The organism is Haloechinothrix aidingensis, assembly GCF_013450155.1.
GTDB classification, from domain to species: Bacteria; Actinomycetota; Actinomycetes; order Mycobacteriales; family Pseudonocardiaceae; genus Haloechinothrix; species Haloechinothrix aidingensis.
The window spans coordinates 354389-371018 of record NZ_JACCKD010000005.1 but is presented as its reverse complement, the minus strand read 5'-3'; the positions used below and the strand labels follow the sequence as shown (position 1 = coordinate 371018).

The following is a 16630-nucleotide window of genomic DNA, read 5'->3' as shown; positions in this document are numbered from 1 at the left end:
GAGCCGGCTGCTGGTGACGCATGTGTGTCGCGGTTGGTTTGTCCGGTGGACGACCCGACCGAGTGGTACCGAGGGTTGTTCACAAGCCGACGGTCGGGGCCTGCCAGTCGGGCGGCCCGCGGGCGTCGGGCGGTTACGCTTGTGCTGACCGCCGGGTCCCTGGCTGCGAGCGCTACCGCCGAGTAGTGCGACAATCGATCGTGTGACGATCATTTCGGCGCACCGTGCCGCGCAACTGGCGAGGTGGGCGCGGTGACGGTCGCGGGCAGGGGTGCGGGCGCGCATGCGGATCAGCGAGCTGATCCCGCCGAGTTGCTCGCCGCGTACCGTCGCGGGGACTTCTTCCTGTCCACCGCGGAACGGTCGATCCTCGCGCGCGGGGCCGACACCGTGCTCGACGGGGGCGATATCGACCGGCTGGACACGCGGCTGTCTCAGGCACTGACCGGTGCGGCCCATCCGGTCGCGGTAGGTGTGCTGCCGTTCTCCACCGACCCCGCAGGTGGTGAGCAGGGGACGGATCGGGCCGGCGCGCGGTTCGTCCTGCCTCGTGAGCTGTGGTCGGCGGCGCCCGCGCACGGTGCGGCCGCGCAGCGGGCCACCCGGGGGGTCCCGGTACCGGCCGAGGTCACCCCGATTCCCGAGCCGGAGGGGCACCGCGCTGCCGTACAACGCGCCCTCACCGCCCTCGGCGAGGGTGACCTTCGCAAGGTGGTGCTGGCGCGTGCCCTCGACATCTCCTTCACCGCGGACGTCGACCCCGCCTGCCTGCTGCACAACCTGGTGCGGGACAACACGGGCGGCTACACCTACGCTGTCGAGCTGCCGCGGCCGGCAGACGGTTCGCCGGGACCACGCAGCCTGGTGGGCGCCAGCCCCGAGCTGCTCGTCCGGCGCAGCGGCACACGGGTCAGCGCGCACCCGCATGCCGGCTCGGCGCCCCGGTCGGCCGACGCGGACATCGACCGGCGCAACGCGGAGGCGCTGCTCGGCTCGGCCAAGGACCACGCCGAGCACGCCATGGTCACCGAGGCCGTTGTGGCCGCGCTGCGCCCGTTGTGCCGCCGTATCGACGTGCCGCCCGCGCCGTCGCTGATGTCGACGTCGACGATGTGGCACCTGGGTACCGCGATCACCGGCGAGCTCCGCGACGAGGGCATCAGCGCGCTGCGTCTCGCCGCGGCGCTGCATCCGACCCCGGCGGTGTGCGGTACACCGACACCGGCCGCCCGGTCGCTTGTCGGCGAGCTCGAACCGTTCGAGCGGGACTACTACGCAGGCGCCGTCGGGTGGGTGGACACCGCAGGCGACGGGGAGTGGGCCGTGGCGATCCGGTGCGCGCAGGTCGCCGAGCGTTCGCTGCGCCTGTACTCCGGTGGGGGCATCGTGGCCGGATCCGACCCGGATGCCGAGCTGGCCGAGACCTCGGCGAAGTTCCAGACCTTGCTGCGTGCCATGGGACTCGACCTCCGGTTGTGACCTTGACCACAGTGCCGGTGGCGCGAGAACGTGGACGTGGCCGGCACGCGAGTCCGGGTGGCACGACACGGGCGCCGCCGCGGGTACGGCGGCGCAGTGGGAGGAGGGAGGGCGAGCAGTGAACGGCGCGCCGCTGGGATCCGTACTGACCGCGATGGTCACCCCCTTCGACTCCGAGATGCGCGCGGACGAGTCCGCGTTCGTCTCGCTGTTCCATCACCTCGTGCGGCACGGCTCCGACGGCATCGTGGCCTGCGCGACCACCGGGGAGGCTGCCACGCTGACCGATGAGGAACACCTGCGGCTCATCGGGCTGGCCTGCTCCGAGCGGCCGCCCGGAGCCACCGTGGTTGCCTCCACCGGGTCGAACAACACCGCGCAGGCTTGCGCGATGACAGAACGGGCGACCGAGCTCGGTGCCGACGCCATCCTGTCGGTCACCCCGTACTACAACCGCCCGAACCGGCGCGGGCTGCTGCGGCACTACTCGGAGATCTCGCGGGCGACGGACAAGCCCGTCTTCCTGTACAACATCCCTTCCCGCACCGGCATCGACATTCCCAACGACCTGCTCGCCGAGCTGGCCACCATCGAGCGGGTCGACTACGTCAAGCAGGCCAACAGCGCCAATCTGGCGCCGGTGGAGGGCCTCGGCGTCTACGCGGGCAACGACGACATATTCGCGCGCACGCTCGATCTCGGCGAGTGCGGTGGGGTCCTGGTCATCAGCCACATCGCCGGGGAACGGATCCGCAGGATGGTCGACGAGCCCGAGCGGCGCGCGGAGATCGACGCCTCGCTCAAGCCGCTGTACCAGGCTCTCGGGGTGACCACCAACCCGATCCCGATCAAGGCCGCGCTGAACATGCTGGGGATCCGGGTGGGTCCGCCGCGCCTGCCACTGGTGGAGGCCGACGAGGCGGAGAGCGAGGTAATCCGGAAGGCGCTGGTGGAGTGCGGGCTACTGGAGTAGCCGCGCTCACGCCGACGCGCGCACGACGAGGTGGGTGTCCAGCACGATACTCACCGGCTCCTGGCTGCCGGAGGCGATACCGTCGGCCAGTACCCGGGCCATCTCCGCGCCCATTCGCTCCGCGGGCTGGTGCACCGTGGTCAGCGGAGGCTCGGAGTGCTCGGACGCAGGGGAGTCGTCGTAGCCGATGACCGCGACGTCCTCCGGCACGCGCTTGCCGGACTCGCGCAGCACCCGCATCGCGCCCAGGGCCATCAGGTCGGAGGCGGCGAAGACCGCGTCGATGCCGGGATCGGTGTCGGTGAGCTGCCGCATGGCCCGTACCCCGCTGTCGTAGCTGAAGTCACCCGGCACGGTCAGTTCCGGGGAGGGGGCGCCTCCAGCCTCCCGCAGCGCGTCCTCGTATCCCCGGCGCCGGTCGAGACCGGCCATCATGTCCTGCGGCCCGGTGATCGTGGCGACGCGCCGTCGTCCAGCACCCAGCAGGTACCGCGTGGCGGCGCGGGCGCCGCCGATGTTGTCGATGTCGACGTAGCTGACCGGCTCGTCGCCCGTGCCGAGCGGGCGACCACCGTGTACGTAGCGCACACCCGCGGCGTCCAGCTGCGTCGGCAGCGTGTCGTCCCGGTGCTCGGAGATCAGCATCACGCCGTCCACGTGATGCGAGGTGAGGTACTCGGCCATCCGGGCATGTTCCTCGCGCGAGCCCGCGGTGGACAGCAGCAGCTGGAGGCCCTGCTGGCGCAGCGTCGCGCTCGCGCCGCGTACGACACGGGAGAAGAACGGCTCGGCGAAGACGCGCTCGTCGGGCTCCGAGATCACCAGCGCGACCGTGTCGGTCCGCCGGGTGACGAGTGTCCGGGCGGCGTGGTTGGGCACGTAGCCCAGTTCCTCGACGGCTCGCAGTACGGACTCGCGTGCCGCGGGGCTGACCTGCTGCGAGCCGTTGATGACGCGGGATACCGTCCCGCGACCCACGCCCGCACGTTCAGCCACCTGTTCCAGTGTCGGTCGCTGATGGCGAGCATTCATCGCGCCGCTCCTTACCGGATCGTCTCCTTCACCACCGTGTGCCGGTGTACGACGAGCACTGTGGAGACTACCCGGGAGCCGGTGCACCGCGCCGGGCGCGATGTCGCGGGTACATCGGTGCTCAGCCCTTGATCGCTCCATCCATGATCCCCCCGATGAGCTTGCGACCGAACACCACGAAGACGAGGAGCAGCGGGAGCGTGGCGAACGTGGCTCCGGTGAACATCAGCGCGAAGTCGCTGGTGTAGCCGAGGTTGAGGTTGTGGATCGAGACCTGGACGGTGGGGTTGTCCGGCCCGAGTACGGCGATCGGCCAGATGAACTCGTTCCAGTTCTGCATGAACGTGAGGATGCCGAGTACGACCATCGCGGGGCGCAGGGCAGGCAGGACGATGCTCCAGTAGGTGCGGAAGGTGGAACAGCCGTCCACGCGGGCCGACTCGATCAGCTCGTCCGGCACTCCCTGCAGCGCGTACTGGCGCAGCATGAACACGCCGAAGCCGGTGACCATGAACGGGACGATGACGGCACGCAGGTCGCCGCGCCAGTCGAAGGCGTCCATCATGATGAGCATCGGTACGACCGCCATCTGCACCGGCAGCATCATGGTCAGCACGATCCCGATCAGTAGCGCGTTGCGCCCGCGGAAGCGGAGCTTGGCAAGGGCGAAGCCGGCAAGCGAGCAGAAGAACACCACGGACACGGTCGTGGTCGTGGCGACGATCGCCGAGTTCAGCAGGCCGGTCGTGAAGTTCGCCGCGGGGTTCTCCAGCGTCCGTACCACGTTGCCGGCGAACTGCCCGCCGGGAAGGACGGCCGGTGGCCGTTGGGCGATCGCCTGGTTTCCCCTCGTCGCCACGACGAACATCCAGTACAGCGGGAATGCCGAGAAGAGGAGTACCAGCGACAGCGCGATATAGGTCAGTGGTCCGGCTTCGCGCAGCGGGCCGCTCGCCGAGCGGCGGGGCCTGTTCGTGGTACGTGGCCCGGCGGGGGTGCCCGCCGCGGAGCGGGTTGGTGCGTAGACACTCACGTTCTGCTCCTCGTCTCAGGTCGCGCTGCGGATACGGCTGATGAACAGCACGTTGATGACGGCGAAGATCACGATCAGCACGAAGATGATCCAGGAGATGGCCGCGCCGTACCCGAAGTTGTCCAGTTGCCTGGCCTCCTCGAACATGAGCATCGCGACCGTCTGGAACTGGTTCTGGTTCCCACCGCGGTAGTCGGCCGAGAAGATCACCGGCTCGGTGAACAGCTGCATCTGGCCGATGGTGGCGATGATGACGGTGAACATGATCGTGGGACGGACCATCGGAACGGTGATCTGCCAGAACTGCCGCAGGCGGGAGGCGCCGTCGATCGCCGCGGACTCGTACAGGTCCCTGGGGATCGCCTGCATCGCGGCCAGGTAGATCAGCGTGTTGAAGCCGAGCCACCTCCAGTCGATCATGACGGCGATCGCGACCCAGGAAGCCAGGCGGTTGGAGCGCCAGTCGATCCCGTCGAGCCCGAAGGACTCCAGCGACAGGTTGATCAATCCGAAGTCACGTCCGAAGAGCTGGCCGAAGACGATCGCCATCGCGGCGATGGATGTGACGTACGGGAGGATGACTCCCATCCGGAAGAAGCCGCGCCAGCGGAGCTGCCGGTTCAGCGTGTCGGCGAGGAAGAGCGCGATCAGCAGCTGCGGCACGATCGCGACCACGAAGATGCCCAGCGTGTTGAGCAGGGCGTTCCAGAACTTGGCGTCGGTGACCAGGAAGGCGTAGTTGTCCAGCCCCGCGAATCCCGCCTTGCCCCCGATGAAGCTCCAGTCGTGCAGCGATACCCAGAAGGTGAACAGCATCGGGAACACGCCGAAGATGCCGAACAGCAGGAAGTACGGGGCGATGAACAGGTAGGGCGAGAAGCGCCGGTCGAATCGGCCCCGCAGGGACTGCCAGCGGGTGCGCCGCTCCTGGCGCGGTTCGCCCGCAGGGGCGTCGCCCGGCACCGGCGGTTCCCGGTCCGGCACGGTCCCGGCGCCTTTCACGATCTTCACGGTCGAGACCTCCAGCTCGGTCGGGGAGGCCGTGGCGGGCCGGGACCCGGTGGCCCGCCACGGCACCGTCCGCACAGTGGTGTGTTAGCGCACCGCTCGCTCGGCTTCGGCGAGGGCGTCCTGCCATGCCTGTTCGGGGTCGATCTCGCCGCGCTGCATGTCGTCGATGTACGCGCCGACCGCCTCGTGCACGCCGACGTGTCCGGACCCCATGTAGTACGGCTGCAGATCCAGCGCTCCCTCGGCGAAGATCTCGCCGGTGGGAGCGTCGTTGAAGTACTCCCTCGTCCAGCCCTGGACCTCGTCCATCTCCAGCGTCTCCACGGATGACGGGAGGTTACTCGCTTCCTCCCACGCCCCCAGATGACCTTCGGTGCTGGTCAGGAACTTCGCGAGCTCGGCGGCCTCCTCGGGGTGCTCCGACTGCGTGGGCACGGCGAGCCAGGAACCTCCCCAGTTGCCGCCCTCGCCGGGAACCCCGGCGACGTCCCAGAGTCCCTCGCCCGCGTCCCCGGCGCTCTCCTCGACCTGTCCCAGCATCCACGCGGGGCACGTCATGGTGGCGAAGGTGCCGGCCTGGATCCCGGCGTTCCAGTCGTCGGAGAAGGTGTCCAGCGCGGCGGTGAGGTCCTCCTCGGCGAGCCGTGCCGCGTAGTCGAACGCCTCCTTGACCACCGGGTTGGAGTCCATGATCAGCTCGTCGTCCCGGTTGAGGTAGATGGCGTCGCCTGCCTGCCGGGTGATGGCGGTGTAGAACTGCCCGACGTCGTCGACGAACGCCTCGTCCATCCCGGCGTCGCGGAATTCGAGGCCGACCTCGAGGAAGTCCTCCCAGGTCTGCCAGGTCTCGGTGAGCTCGTCCCGGTCGGTGGGCAGCCCGGCCTCCTCGAACAGGTCCCACCGGTAGCAGATCGCCAGGCTGCCGACGTCGGTTCCCAGGCCGATGAGCCGCCCGTCGGAACTGTGCCCGAGCTCCCACTTCCAGTCCAGGAAGTGCTCCTCCATCTCGCCTGCGCCGTAATCGTAGAGGTCGTGGAAGGCATCCCCCTGTTCCAGCATCTTCGCCATATGGGCCTCTTCGAGGGCAACCACGTCGCCCGCTCCGCTGCCCGCGGCGATGTTCTGTTCCAGCGCCTCGGCGTAGTCCGGGTGCTCGCCGGTGACGCGGTGATCCACCGTGTAGCCGGTCTCCTCCTCGAACCGGGAGATCAGCTCGTCGTATCCGAAGGTGCCGAACGTCTCGAGTACAAGGTGGACATCACCTCCCGTGGACTCTCCGGCCTCGTCGGCCTCACCGTTGCCGCACGCCGCCACAGCGAGTAGCGCCGCGCTCCCTGCCATCGCGGTGGCCGCTCGTCCACCGCGCCTGCCTCGTGTCATCATCTGCGCCCCCTTCTCGGGCGAATCCTCGGACGAACTGCGGCTCAGCCGGTAGGGCTGTGCCGGAACAGCGTGTTCGTGTCACGGCACTCCACTGTTGGGAGCGCTCCCAACAACACAATCGGCTGATGTGACTTACGTCAATCCCCGCGGTGCCGCCGCAACACAACCGTTACCGCCATTCGCTGCCCGCGCCGCGGGGCCGGTGATGCGGCCGCGGCGATCGGCCCTGGTGTACCGCATGCGGTCGCGCTTGACATCGGCTCGGCTGGTGTGGTCATGTGAGTTGGGAGCGCTCCCAAACATGGATATCCCCGGGGGTGGCTCGGTAGCGCATCGGTGGCGGCGGCTCGTCGGGGTGGACGTGATCGACCGGCACGTGACCGGCGGGATGACGGAAGGTGCTGTGACGGGATGACGGGTTCGAGCTCGACCGCCTCGGGGCTCCGGGTGACGGCGGAGACCGGAAGGGGTAGCGGGGTCGGTGGCACGTTTCCCACGGGTTTCCTGTGGGGCGCGGCGACATCGGCTTACCAGATCGAGGGGGCGGCGCTGGCCGACGGGCGTGGACCGTCCATTTGGGATACCTTCAGTCACACGCCCGGCAGGACGCTCGCGGGCGAGACCGGTGACGTCGCCGCCGATCACTACCGGCGCTACCGGGAGGACGTGGCGCTGATGGCGGAGCTGGGTCTGCAGGCCTACCGGTTCTCGATATCCTGGCCGCGAGTGCAGCCGGACGGGTCGGGCGGGGTGAACCAGCGAGGCCTGGACTTCTACCGCAGGCTCGCCGACGAACTGCTGGAGCACGGGATCCAGCCGTGGCCGACGCTGTATCACTGGGACCTGCCGCAACCGCTGGAGGATGCCGGAGGCTGGCCGGTGCGCGATACGGCCGGGCGGTTCGCCGAGTACGCGCTGCTCGTGCACGAGGCGATCGGGGACCGGGTGGAGAGCTGGGCAACCCTGAACGAACCCTGGTGCTCCGCGTTCCTCGGCTACGCCTCCGGGGAGCACGCGCCGGGCAGGCAGGAGCCCGCGGCCGCCGTGCGGGCGGCGCACCACCTGCTACTGGGACACGGCATGGCCGCTCGGGGACTGCGCGAGGCGGGTGCCCGCAGGGTGGGGATCATCCTCAACCTGTACCCGGTCGAGCCTGCCTCGCCGTCCGATGCGGACGCCGACGCGGCGCGGCGCATCGACGGGCTGCACAACCGGTTCTTCCTCGACGCCGTGCTGCGGGGGCACTACCCGGACGACGTCGTGGAGGACCTGAACGCGGTGAGCGACCACGCGCACGTGCGCGAGGGCGACCTGCCGCTCATCTCGACCCCGCTGGACATGGTCGGGGTCAACTACTACAGCAGTCACGTGGTCGCCGGTCCGGACGGTGCGGCGGCTCCGGCCACGCACAGCCCGCTGGTGGGTGGCGCATCGCCGTACCCGGGCAGCGAGACCGTGCGTTTCGCCTCACGCGACTACCCGGTGACCGCGATGGGCTGGGAGATCGACGGTCCGGGCCTGACCGAGCTGCTCGGCCGGTTGGGCCGCGAGTACCCGGCGATACCGCTCTACATCACCGAGAACGGCGCGGCGTTCGAGGACGCGTGGCTCGACGGTCGAGGCGTGGTCGACACGGACCGCGTCACCTACATCGAGACGCACCTGCGGGCGTGCCGCGAGGCGATCGCGGCCGGGGTTCCGGTACGCGGGTACTTCGTGTGGTCGTTGCTGGACAACTTCGAGTGGGCATGGGGGTACTCGCGCAGGTTCGGCGTGGTCTACGTGGACTACGAGACGCAGCGGCGTGTGCCGAAGCTCAGCGCGCGGTGGTACGCAGGCGTGATCCGGCGCAACGGCCTGCCTGGCGGGTCCGGTGAGTGAGTACGAAGGGCTGTCGTACGGCGAAGGCAGGCGTGCCAGGTAGGAGGAAGGAACCGAATGGCCCCAGTCAGCTATGACAAGACCAGCAAGGTGTACGCGGGTGCTGAGCACGCTGCCGTGGACTCCCTCGACCTCCGGGTCGGCGATGGCGAGTTCCTCGTGCTCGTCGGACCGTCCGGCTGCGGCAAGTCCACCTCGCTGCGGATGCTCGCCGGCCTGGAGGAGGTCGACAGCGGCGCGATCCGTATCGGTGACCGCGACGTGACCGGGTTGCCTCCGAAGGAACGGGATATCGCGATGGTCTTCCAGAACTACGCGCTCTACCCGCACATGGACGTCGCGCAGAACATGGGGTTCGCGCTGAAGGTGGCAGGAGTGCCCAAGTCGGAACGGGACAGGAGGGTGGGTGAGGCGGCCAGGCTGCTGGACCTGGAGGAGTATCTCGATCGCAAGCCGAAGGCGCTGTCGGGTGGCCAGCGGCAGCGGGTGGCGATGGGCAGGGCGATCGTCCGCGAGCCCGAGGCATTCCTGATGGACGAGCCGCTGTCCAACCTCGACGCCAAGTTGCGCGTGTCCACCCGCACGCAGATCGCGGCTTTGCAGCGCCGCCTGGGCACCACCACCGTCTACGTCACGCACGACCAGGTGGAAGCGATGACCATGGGTGACCGGGTGGCGGTGCTCAAGGACGGCACGCTGCAGCAGTGCGACACCTCGCGGAGGCTGTACGAGGAGCCTGCGAACATGTTCGTCGCCGGGTTCATCGGGTCGCCAGCGATGAACCTGTGCGAGGCGCCGGTGGTCGACGGCGGGGTGGAGCTCGGTGGCGCGCGGGTACCGGTGCCGCGTGCCGTGGTGCACCTGGCCACCGCCGAGGGCGCGAGCTCGGTGGTGGTGGGTTTCCGGCCCGAGTCGCCCGAGCTGGTCGGCGCCGGTGCGGACGGCTTCACGGCCACCGTGACGATGGTGGAGGAGCTGGGCTCGGACGCCTACTGCTACGCCACCGTGGAGCGGGACGATCCCACGCTCGGCGACGTCGGGATCATCATCCGCGTCGACCCGCGGGCCGCGCCTGCCGCCGGTGAGGTGCTCCGGCTGCGGATCCCGCCGGGGGAGGTGCACACGTTCTCCGCACGGACCGGCGAACGCATCGTGCGGTGACCCGGGTCTGCCGGCTCGCTCAGCTCCTGCCGGGGCCGTGCCGGGTGGCTGGTTTCCAGTGCCGTTCGGTCACGAGCGGCTGCCCCGGGGTGAGCAACGCCAGGCTCGCCGGGTCGTCCCCGGTCGCCGCCAGGTCGGTCAGGAAGGTGCACTCCGGGGTCATCGCATCCGCCGGGGCGGCGCGCAGCCGCGCGGGCTCCCAGGGTGCCGAGACGACCATGTCCCGCAGGCCGAGCCGCAGCCCCTGGCCAGTCGCCTTCATGAGCGCCTCCTTGCGCGCCCAGTAGCGCAGGAACGCCCGTTCCTTCCCGGCCGGGTCGATCGTGGCGATGGTGGCGCGCTCGCTGTCGGCGAGCGTGTAGTCGGCAAGGCGGTCGACGGACCCGGCCGAGCGTTCGGCCGGGGACTCGACGTCCAGGCCGACCGGGACCCCGTCGGCCAGCGCGACGCCGACCCACTCGCCGGAATGCGTAATGGACAGCTCGAGCCGGTCGCCCGGCGAGCCCGCTGCGGACACGGCGGGCTTGCCGTGCGGCTTGCCGCAGGCGGCACAGGTGGCGTCCAGGGTGACCGCCGCCGGTGGCACGCCCAACCGTTCGCCGACCGCGTGCTTGGCGAGTACCCGGCCGGTCAGGAAGCGGCGCCGGTCCGCGTCGAGCCGGTAGGCCCGGTACCTCCCGAGTTCGACCTCGTCGAGGTACAGGAGCAGCTCGTCGCCTGCCGGGAGCGGCCGGGACCACAGCACCGCGCATTCCACGGTGGCAGCCTACGCGAAGTCGGCAGAGCCGACGGCTCCCCACGTCGTCAGCACGATCTCCCTGCAGACATCCACATCGGGAGCCGCCGGCTCGGTGGGGCCGAGCGCTCGCAGCGCCAGCAGGGCGTACTCGCGGGCGAGGTCATCCAGCGGCATCGGGCCGGTCGAGGAGTACCAGCGCGCGACGCCGCTGCACATCTCGAGCAGGCCGCGCCGGGCGACGCCGTCGGGGTCGGCACGGAACGCGCCGGAGTGCCTGCCATCGGCGATGGCGTCGGCCCACAGCCGCTCGTAGCTGTCCCGCGCGGCCACGACGGACCGGCGTAGCGCGGGGGACAGCGAGTTGACCTCGTTGTCCACGACCGCGGTCTCCTGGGCCCGCTCGGCGTGCGCGAGCACGTGCAGCGCGACGAGCCTGCCGAGCCGTTCGGTGGGGTCGTCGACCGATGCGACCGCCTCGCGTCCCGCGGACACCAGGCGCCGCAGGCAGTCGTGCATGATCTCGGCGAGCAGCGCCTCCTTGGTGCCCATGTAGTGATAGAGGCTGGCCGAGGACAGCTGCGCGTGCTGGGCCAGCTCGCGGATGCCGACGCCGTGAAACCCCTTGCGCGCGAACAGCTCCACCGCCACCCGGTGGATGCGTTCACCGGTGGTGTTCACCACCATCGTTGTTTCCCCCTGTCATAAGAGCCTACCCACGGTTCGTCGCCCCCGGCGAGCTGTCCCTTGGCGACCCGCTCGGACGGCGTCATGGGTAGCTTATCGGCAAAACGCCAGTAGCGTGGCACCTTGAAGTAAGCGAGCTTCGCCGCGCAGAACAGGGCGAGGGACTCGGGGTCCGGGCCCGCGGCGCCCTCGGCGAGCACGATGTGGGCCTGGATCTCCTCGCCGCGCAAGTCGTCGGGCACCGCCGTCACCGCGGCGATGTCCACGTCCGGGTGCAGCGTCAGCGCGTGCTCCACCTCGTCCGCGGAGATGTTCTCGCCGCTGCGGCGGATCATGTCCTTGGTGCGGCCCACGTAGTACACGCGCCCCGCCTCGTCCATTCGCGCCAGATCCCCGGTGTGGAACCAGCCGTCCCGGAAGGCGTGCGCGGTGACCTCGGGTCGGCCGTGGTAGCCGAGCATCAGCCCGGTGCCGCGGATCGCGAGTTCCCCTGTCCGGCCGCGGGGTGCCGCACCACCGTGCGAGTCGAGGATCATCACCTCGCGGTCCCGGATCGGGGTGCCCACGCATCCGGTGCCGACGAGCTCGTCGTGTTCGTGCTCGCGTACCCGTAGGTCGGCACCGGTCTCGGTCATGCCGAACGCCTCGAACCACGGGACGCCCCAGCGGCGCTCCAGCTCGGCGTGCAGTTCGGGGGGAACGGCCGAGGCGTGGATGGCGCGGACCGAGTGATCCCTGTCATTCTCGGCGGCCGGCTGGCGTAGCAGTGCGGTCGGCATCAGCCCCAGGCAGTAGAACCATGTCACGCCGTGCTGCCGGACCTTCTGCCAGAACGTCGACGGGTGGAAGCGATCCAGCACCACGAGCCGTGCCCCGGAGGTCAACCCTGTCACGACATTCCATTGTGGATCGATGTAGTGGAACGGCTGGGCGGTGAGGGTGATGTCGTCCGGTGTGAGGTGCGGCGACTCCTCGACCATGCTCCTGGCGATCGTCGTCCAGTACCGGTGTGGCAGCACGCAGCCCTTCGGCGATCCCGTCGTGCCGGAGGTGTACTGGATGTTGACCGGCTGTTCGGGTGCGGGACCGGCGGGCAGGCCGTGCTGCCGGGTGGTGTAGAGGTCTCGCGGGCGGATCACCTCGGGTGCGTGGCGCAGGCCGGTGATCCCGCGGAGCAGCTCGGTGAACTCGTCGGCGGCCACCACCAGGCGCGCCCCCGAGTCGTCGAGCACGTGCGCCGCGTCCAGCTCGCGGTAGTTGGTGTTCACCGGGACCAGCACGGCGCCCAGCCTCGCGAGCGCGAGCCACAGCAGCGGGAAGTCCGGCTCGTTGCGCAGCATCGCGGCGACCCGGTCACCCGGCGCGACACCGTACGCGGTCAGCCCGGCCGCGAGCGCGGTGCTGTCCCGGTGGACGTCGGCGTAGCTGTACCGCTGCCCTGTGCCGTCGAAGACCCACGCGATGCGGTCCGGCCACAGCTCGGCGGCGCGGGAGGTCAGGGTGGCGAGGTCCTCGACGTGCTCGATCGCGACGCTCACGGCCGGTGCCCTCCCTTGTCCTTGTCGTGGTTCGCGGCGGCAGGCAGCGCCGCCTCGCCGGAGGTCTCGGTGATCATCGCGTGGCTCACCTCCAGCTCGAGGGCGGCGTCCACGGTACTGTCCGTGCCCGCGTCCAACGCGCGCTTCGCCAGCGCGGCGGCGACCGGGTTGCCGGCGATCTCGCTCGCGTGCCGCAGGGCCGTAGGCAGCAGCTCCGCTTCCTCGACCACGGTGCTGACCATGCCGAGCCGCGCCGCCGTCGGCGCGTCCAGGTCGCCACCGAGCAGCACGAGCTCCTTGGCCTTGAGGGGTCCCAGGAGCGCGGGTAGCAGGCGGGAGGCCGCTCCTGTGACGCTGAGCCCGAGCCCGACCTCGGGGAAGCGGAACACCGCGTCGCGGGCGGCGAGCACGAGGTCGCAACCGATCGCGAACTCGGCCCCCGCGCCGATCGCGTAGCCGTGCACCGCGGCCAGCACCGGCTGGCGCAGGTTCCGGATGCGCCGCGTGACGGCCTGGAGCCGCTCCAGCCGCGCGCGCGAGTCACCTTCCGGTAGCGGCTCCTTGAGGTCGTGCCCGGCGCAGAACGCGCGCCCGCGTCCGGTGAGGACCACCGCACCCGGTGCGGGGTCGGCGGCGTCGATGGCGTCGAGCGCGGCGAGGAGGTCGTCGACCAGCTCGGGGACGACGGCGTTCCGGCGCTCCGGCCGGTTCAGCCGGATCGTGGCGACCCCGTCGGCTATGTCGACGTCCACCGTGCGTGGTCGTTGCGGCTGTGGCATGGGTGCCAGTCTAGACGAATCTATCGACCGATCGATAGGCTTCCGGTATGTGTGATCGGGTGCGGGCGGCGGGTGAGTGCCGGTGAACTCGACGAGCTTCGCGGTGGACACGGTGTTCGCGGGCGCCCGCGTGCTGGTCGGGCACGAGCTGCGCCCGGAGCGCGCGGTGGCAGTCCACCACGGCAGGGTCGTGGCGGTGGGCGAGCGGGCGGCAGCGCTGCCCGCCCGCGAGCGTGTCGACCTGGCCGGAGCCACCGTCGTGCCGGGGTTCCACGACGCGCACAACCACATGGCCTGGTACGGCATGGGGCTGAACGAGCTCGACCTCGGTGCGGGCAGCTGCGGCTCGGTGGAGGACGTGTACGCCGCCGTGGCACGCGAGGCCGCGGGCCGGCCCGCGGGCACCTGGATCAACGGACGTGGCTACGACCAGACGAAGCTCGCCGGTGGACACCCCACGCGTGCGGGACTCGACCGGGCAGCCCCGGACCACTACGTCCGCCTCGCGCACACCACGGGGCACATGTGTGTGGTGAACTCCGCGGTGCTGGACCGGCTCGACCTGTCGGCGGTGCCGGACGGCGGGGACGTCGTCCTCGACGACGCCGGACTCCCGACGGGGTTGCTGCGCGAGCGCGCGCAGCGGCTACTGGACCCGTTGCTGTATCCGGTCCCGCTCACCGACGTCACCGCGGGCATCGCCCGCGCGAGCGAGCGCTACCTCGCGGAGGGCATCACCAGCGTCCAGGAGGCCGGGATCGGGCGTGGCCTGGTGGGCAGTACTCCTGTGGAGCTGGCCGCGTACCAGCGTGCGCGCGAGTCGGGGCAGCTCGGCGTGCGCACCACGCTGATGGTCTCCGCGGACTCGCTGCACCCGCTGGAGCAGTGCGAGGGCGACTCCGCCGACTTCGGGCTCGACCTGGGTGTGCGTACCGGTTTCGGGGACGAGTGGCTGCGCATCGGCCCTGTGAAGCTGTTCGCGGACGGCTCGCTGGTGGGGCGTACCTGCGCGATGCACGAGCCGTTCGCCGGGGAGCCGGGCAACACCGGCTACTTCCAGACCGACGAGGCCGCGATCGCCGATATCGTGCTGCGTGCGCACCGCTGCGGGTGGCAGGTGGCCACGCACGCCATCGGTGACCGGGCGGTCTCGGTGGTGCTCGACGCCTACGAGGCCGCGCTGGCCGCGCATCCTGCCACTGACCACCGGCACCGTATCGAGCACTGCGGTGTGCTCGGCGACGCCGACCTGCGCCGCCTCGCGGGGCTCGGTCTCATCCCGGTGCCGCAGGGACGGTTCGTCAACGAGATCGGCGACGGGATGCGCGGCGCTCTCGGTGCCGGGCGGGAGAACCTGTGCTACCGGCAGCGCAGCTTCCTCGAAGCGGGCTGCGTGCTGCCGGGCAGCTCGGACCGGCCCGTCGTGGCGGGCGCCCCGCTGCTGGGTATCGCCGATCTGGCGCGCAGGTACACCGCGAGCGGGTACCTGCTCGGCGAGGACGAGCGGATCGCCCCCGTGCAGGCGTTGCGCGCCTACACGTACGGCTCGGCCTACGCGGCGTTCCGGGACCGCGACCTCGGCGTGATCGAACCGGGCAAGCTCGCCGACTTCGCCGTGCTCTCCGACGACCCGACCGTGGCGGAGAACCTGGATACCGTGCGGGTCGAGGCCACGGTGGTGGGCGGGCGGATCGTTCACGAGCGCTCCGGATGACGCGCACCGGCACACGCCGGTGCGCCCGTGGGACGACGAGGCACAGGAAGGGGAGGACAGCGATGCCCGTGCGGGACGCGTGGCCGTCGGATCTCGACGAGATCTGCGGGATGATCGAGGAGCATGCCGAGTACGAGGGCAACACGAGCCTGCGGCTGGACCGCGCGGCGATGGAGGGGTACCTGTTCGGTGCGCATCCCAAGGCCTGGGTGCTGCTGGCGCATCCCGAGGGCGCGCCGGAGTCCGTGGCGGGGTTCGCGTTCTGCTGCTGGAACTTCTCCACCTGGGAGGGCAGGCCCGGGATCTGGATGGACGACCTGTTCGTCCGGCCCCGTTACCGCCGCGACGGGTTCGGCTACCAGCTGCTCACCGAGCTGCGATCCCGGACGGACGGCCGCGTCGAGTGGGAGATGCAGGACGGCAACAGCAAGGCAGCGGCCTTCTACGAACGGCTCGGCGCCTACCCGGTGACCGGCTGGACACGGTACCGCTGGAAACCCCGGTAGCGGGCCGGGTCGTATCGTGGGGGCATGGCTGAGGAGTTGGACCGGCGGTCCTCGTCGATAGAGGACTACGTCAGGGTCATCTACGGGCTCGCGGAGCGCGGCGAGGAGGTCACCAACACCTCCCTGGCCGCACGGCTGCAGGTCAGCCCGTCCTCGGCGTCCGGAATGGTGACGAAGCTGTCCCAGCAGGGCCTGGTCGCGCACGTGCCGTACCGGGGGATCGGGCTGACCTCGCAGGGGTACGCGCTGGCCCGTTCCGTGCTGCGCAGGCACCGCCTCATCGAGACGTTCCTGGTCTCGGAGCTGGGCTACACCTGGGACGAGGTGCACGCCGAGGCCGACGCGCTCGAGCACGCCGTGTCCGACCTGCTGGTCAACCGCATCTCGGCGAAGCTCGGCAACCCCCAGCGGGATCCGCACGGCGACCCGATCCCCGCGCACGACGGCACCGTCGAGGAGCTGGAGACCCGCCAGCTGCACGAGCTCGAGCCGGGCGTGGTCGGCGAGATCGTGCGGGTCTGGGACACCGACCCCGAGCTGCTGCGGTTCCTCGCCGACCGGGCGATCGGGCTGGGCGCGCGCATCGAGGTGCTCGAGCGGCAACCCTTCGGAGGGCCCCTTGTCGTCAAGGTCGGCGCACCCCCTTCGGAGGCCACGCACGCCCTCGGCACCGAGGCCGCCCAGGCCCTCTCGGTAGCCGTGCTCTAGTACCCCGCC

At 70.4% G+C, this 16630-nt stretch carries 15 protein-coding genes; 7 read left to right on the top strand and 8 right to left on the bottom strand.

What is annotated here, in order from left to right; translation table 11 throughout:
* The first annotated feature begins 252 nt into the window (after nucleotides 1–252).
* Together H0B56_RS16040 and dapA are read left to right on the top strand one after the other, a co-directional pair.
* The gene (locus H0B56_RS16040) at nucleotides 253–1479 is read left to right on the top strand and encodes an isochorismate synthase (RefSeq protein WP_343063918.1); all 1227 of its coding nucleotides are present in this window, start codon (nucleotides 253–255) and stop codon (nucleotides 1477–1479) included.
* A gap of 118 nt (nucleotides 1480–1597) precedes the next feature.
* Nucleotides 1598–2452, top strand: coding sequence for a 4-hydroxy-tetrahydrodipicolinate synthase (gene dapA / locus H0B56_RS16035; protein WP_343063917.1), 855 nt, complete (start codon nucleotides 1598–1600; stop codon nucleotides 2450–2452).
* Nucleotides 2453–2458: 6 nt separating this feature from the next.
* Here the strand turns inward: dapA and H0B56_RS16030 are convergent, their stop codons facing one another.
* The 4 genes from H0B56_RS16030 to H0B56_RS16015 all read right to left on the bottom strand — a co-directional run bounded on the left by H0B56_RS16030 (nucleotide 2459) and on the right by H0B56_RS16015 (nucleotide 6911).
* Nucleotides 2459–3484 carry a LacI family DNA-binding transcriptional regulator gene (locus H0B56_RS16030; protein ID WP_180893859.1) on the bottom strand — a complete coding sequence of 342 codons (1026 nt, stop codon included), beginning with the start codon at nucleotides 3482–3484 and terminating at the stop codon, nucleotides 2459–2461.
* A gap of 121 nt (nucleotides 3485–3605) precedes the next feature.
* Nucleotides 3606–4517 carry a carbohydrate ABC transporter permease gene (locus H0B56_RS16025; protein WP_219632799.1) on the bottom strand — a complete coding sequence of 304 codons (912 nt, stop codon included), beginning with the start codon at nucleotides 4515–4517 and terminating at the stop codon, nucleotides 3606–3608.
* Nucleotides 4518–4532: 15 nt separating this feature from the next.
* Nucleotides 4533–5594: a carbohydrate ABC transporter permease gene (locus tag H0B56_RS16020; RefSeq protein ID WP_219632798.1), complete on the bottom strand. Its 1062-nt coding sequence runs from the start codon at nucleotides 5592–5594 to the stop codon at nucleotides 4533–4535.
* 18 nt (nucleotides 5595–5612) lie between these two features.
* The gene (locus H0B56_RS16015; protein WP_219632797.1) at nucleotides 5613–6911 is read right to left on the bottom strand and encodes an ABC transporter substrate-binding protein; all 1299 of its coding nucleotides are present in this window, start codon (nucleotides 6909–6911) and stop codon (nucleotides 5613–5615) included.
* Nucleotides 6912–7322: 411 nt separating this feature from the next.
* Between H0B56_RS16015 and H0B56_RS16010 the strand changes: the two genes are divergently transcribed.
* Nucleotides 7323–8792 (top strand): GH1 family beta-glucosidase, encoded by a 1470-nt coding sequence (locus H0B56_RS16010; protein ID WP_180893858.1) that lies wholly within the window; start codon nucleotides 7323–7325, stop codon nucleotides 8790–8792.
* A gap of 57 nt (nucleotides 8793–8849) precedes the next feature.
* The gene (locus H0B56_RS16005) at nucleotides 8850–9953 is read left to right on the top strand and encodes an ABC transporter ATP-binding protein (RefSeq protein WP_180893857.1); all 1104 of its coding nucleotides are present in this window, start codon (nucleotides 8850–8852) and stop codon (nucleotides 9951–9953) included.
* 19 nt (nucleotides 9954–9972) lie between these two features.
* On the opposite strand, the gene H0B56_RS16000 is transcribed toward H0B56_RS16005, so the two are convergent.
* Genes H0B56_RS16000 through H0B56_RS15985 form a run of 4 tightly spaced genes read right to left on the bottom strand, consistent with a single transcriptional unit; the run spans nucleotide 9973 to nucleotide 13693 of the window.
* Nucleotides 9973–10710 carry a 4'-phosphopantetheinyl transferase superfamily protein gene (locus H0B56_RS16000; protein ID WP_180893856.1) on the bottom strand — a complete coding sequence of 246 codons (738 nt, stop codon included), beginning with the start codon at nucleotides 10708–10710 and terminating at the stop codon, nucleotides 9973–9975.
* A 9-nt stretch (nucleotides 10711–10719) separates the two neighbouring features.
* Nucleotides 10720–11376, bottom strand: coding sequence for a TetR/AcrR family transcriptional regulator (locus H0B56_RS15995; protein ID WP_180893855.1), 657 nt, complete (start codon nucleotides 11374–11376; stop codon nucleotides 10720–10722).
* Nucleotides 11367–12914, bottom strand: a complete 1548-nt coding sequence (locus tag H0B56_RS15990) for an AMP-binding protein (protein WP_180893854.1) — start codon at nucleotides 12912–12914, stop codon at nucleotides 11367–11369. The genes H0B56_RS15995 and H0B56_RS15990 overlap by 10 nt, the downstream gene beginning before the upstream one ends.
* Nucleotides 12911–13693, bottom strand: coding sequence for an enoyl-CoA hydratase/isomerase family protein (locus H0B56_RS15985; protein ID WP_180893853.1), 783 nt, complete (start codon nucleotides 13691–13693; stop codon nucleotides 12911–12913). The genes H0B56_RS15990 and H0B56_RS15985 overlap by 4 nt, the downstream gene beginning before the upstream one ends.
* A gap of 82 nt (nucleotides 13694–13775) precedes the next feature.
* On the opposite strand from H0B56_RS15985, the gene H0B56_RS15980 reads away from it, so the two are divergent.
* The 3 genes from H0B56_RS15980 (at nucleotide 13776) to H0B56_RS15970 (ending at nucleotide 16621) form a co-directional block, all read left to right on the top strand.
* Nucleotides 13776–15407, top strand: coding sequence for an amidohydrolase (locus H0B56_RS15980; RefSeq protein WP_425484538.1), 1632 nt, complete (start codon nucleotides 13776–13778; stop codon nucleotides 15405–15407).
* Between the two features lie 62 nt (nucleotides 15408–15469).
* Nucleotides 15470–15913 carry a GNAT family N-acetyltransferase gene (locus tag H0B56_RS15975; protein WP_180893852.1) on the top strand — a complete coding sequence of 148 codons (444 nt, stop codon included), beginning with the start codon at nucleotides 15470–15472 and terminating at the stop codon, nucleotides 15911–15913.
* 24 nt (nucleotides 15914–15937) lie between these two features.
* Nucleotides 15938–16621 carry a metal-dependent transcriptional regulator gene (locus H0B56_RS15970; protein ID WP_089301557.1) on the top strand — a complete coding sequence of 228 codons (684 nt, stop codon included), beginning with the start codon at nucleotides 15938–15940 and terminating at the stop codon, nucleotides 16619–16621.
* Nucleotides 16622–16630 lie beyond the last annotated feature (9 nt).

Excerpts from the sequence above, each read along its gene's own strand:
- H0B56_RS15985 (WP_180893853.1), bottom strand. The coding sequence starts at position 13,693 with ATGCCACAGCCGCAACGACCACGCACGGTGGACGTCGACATAGCCGAC.
- H0B56_RS15975 (WP_180893852.1), top strand. The coding sequence starts at position 15,470 with ATGCCCGTGCGGGACGCGTGGCCGTCGGATCTCGACGAGATCTGCGGG.
- H0B56_RS16030 (WP_180893859.1), bottom strand. The coding sequence starts at position 3,484 with ATGAATGCTCGCCATCAGCGACCGACACTGGAACAGGTGGCTGAACGT.
- H0B56_RS16015 (WP_219632797.1), bottom strand. The coding sequence starts at position 6,911 with ATGATGACACGAGGCAGGCGCGGTGGACGAGCGGCCACCGCGATGGCA.
- H0B56_RS15970 (WP_089301557.1), top strand. The coding sequence starts at position 15,938 with ATGGCTGAGGAGTTGGACCGGCGGTCCTCGTCGATAGAGGACTACGTC.
- H0B56_RS16005 (WP_180893857.1), top strand. The coding sequence starts at position 8,850 with ATGGCCCCAGTCAGCTATGACAAGACCAGCAAGGTGTACGCGGGTGCT.
- H0B56_RS16010 (WP_180893858.1), top strand. The coding sequence starts at position 7,323 with ATGACGGGTTCGAGCTCGACCGCCTCGGGGCTCCGGGTGACGGCGGAG.
- H0B56_RS15995 (WP_180893855.1), bottom strand. The coding sequence starts at position 11,376 with ATGGTGGTGAACACCACCGGTGAACGCATCCACCGGGTGGCGGTGGAG.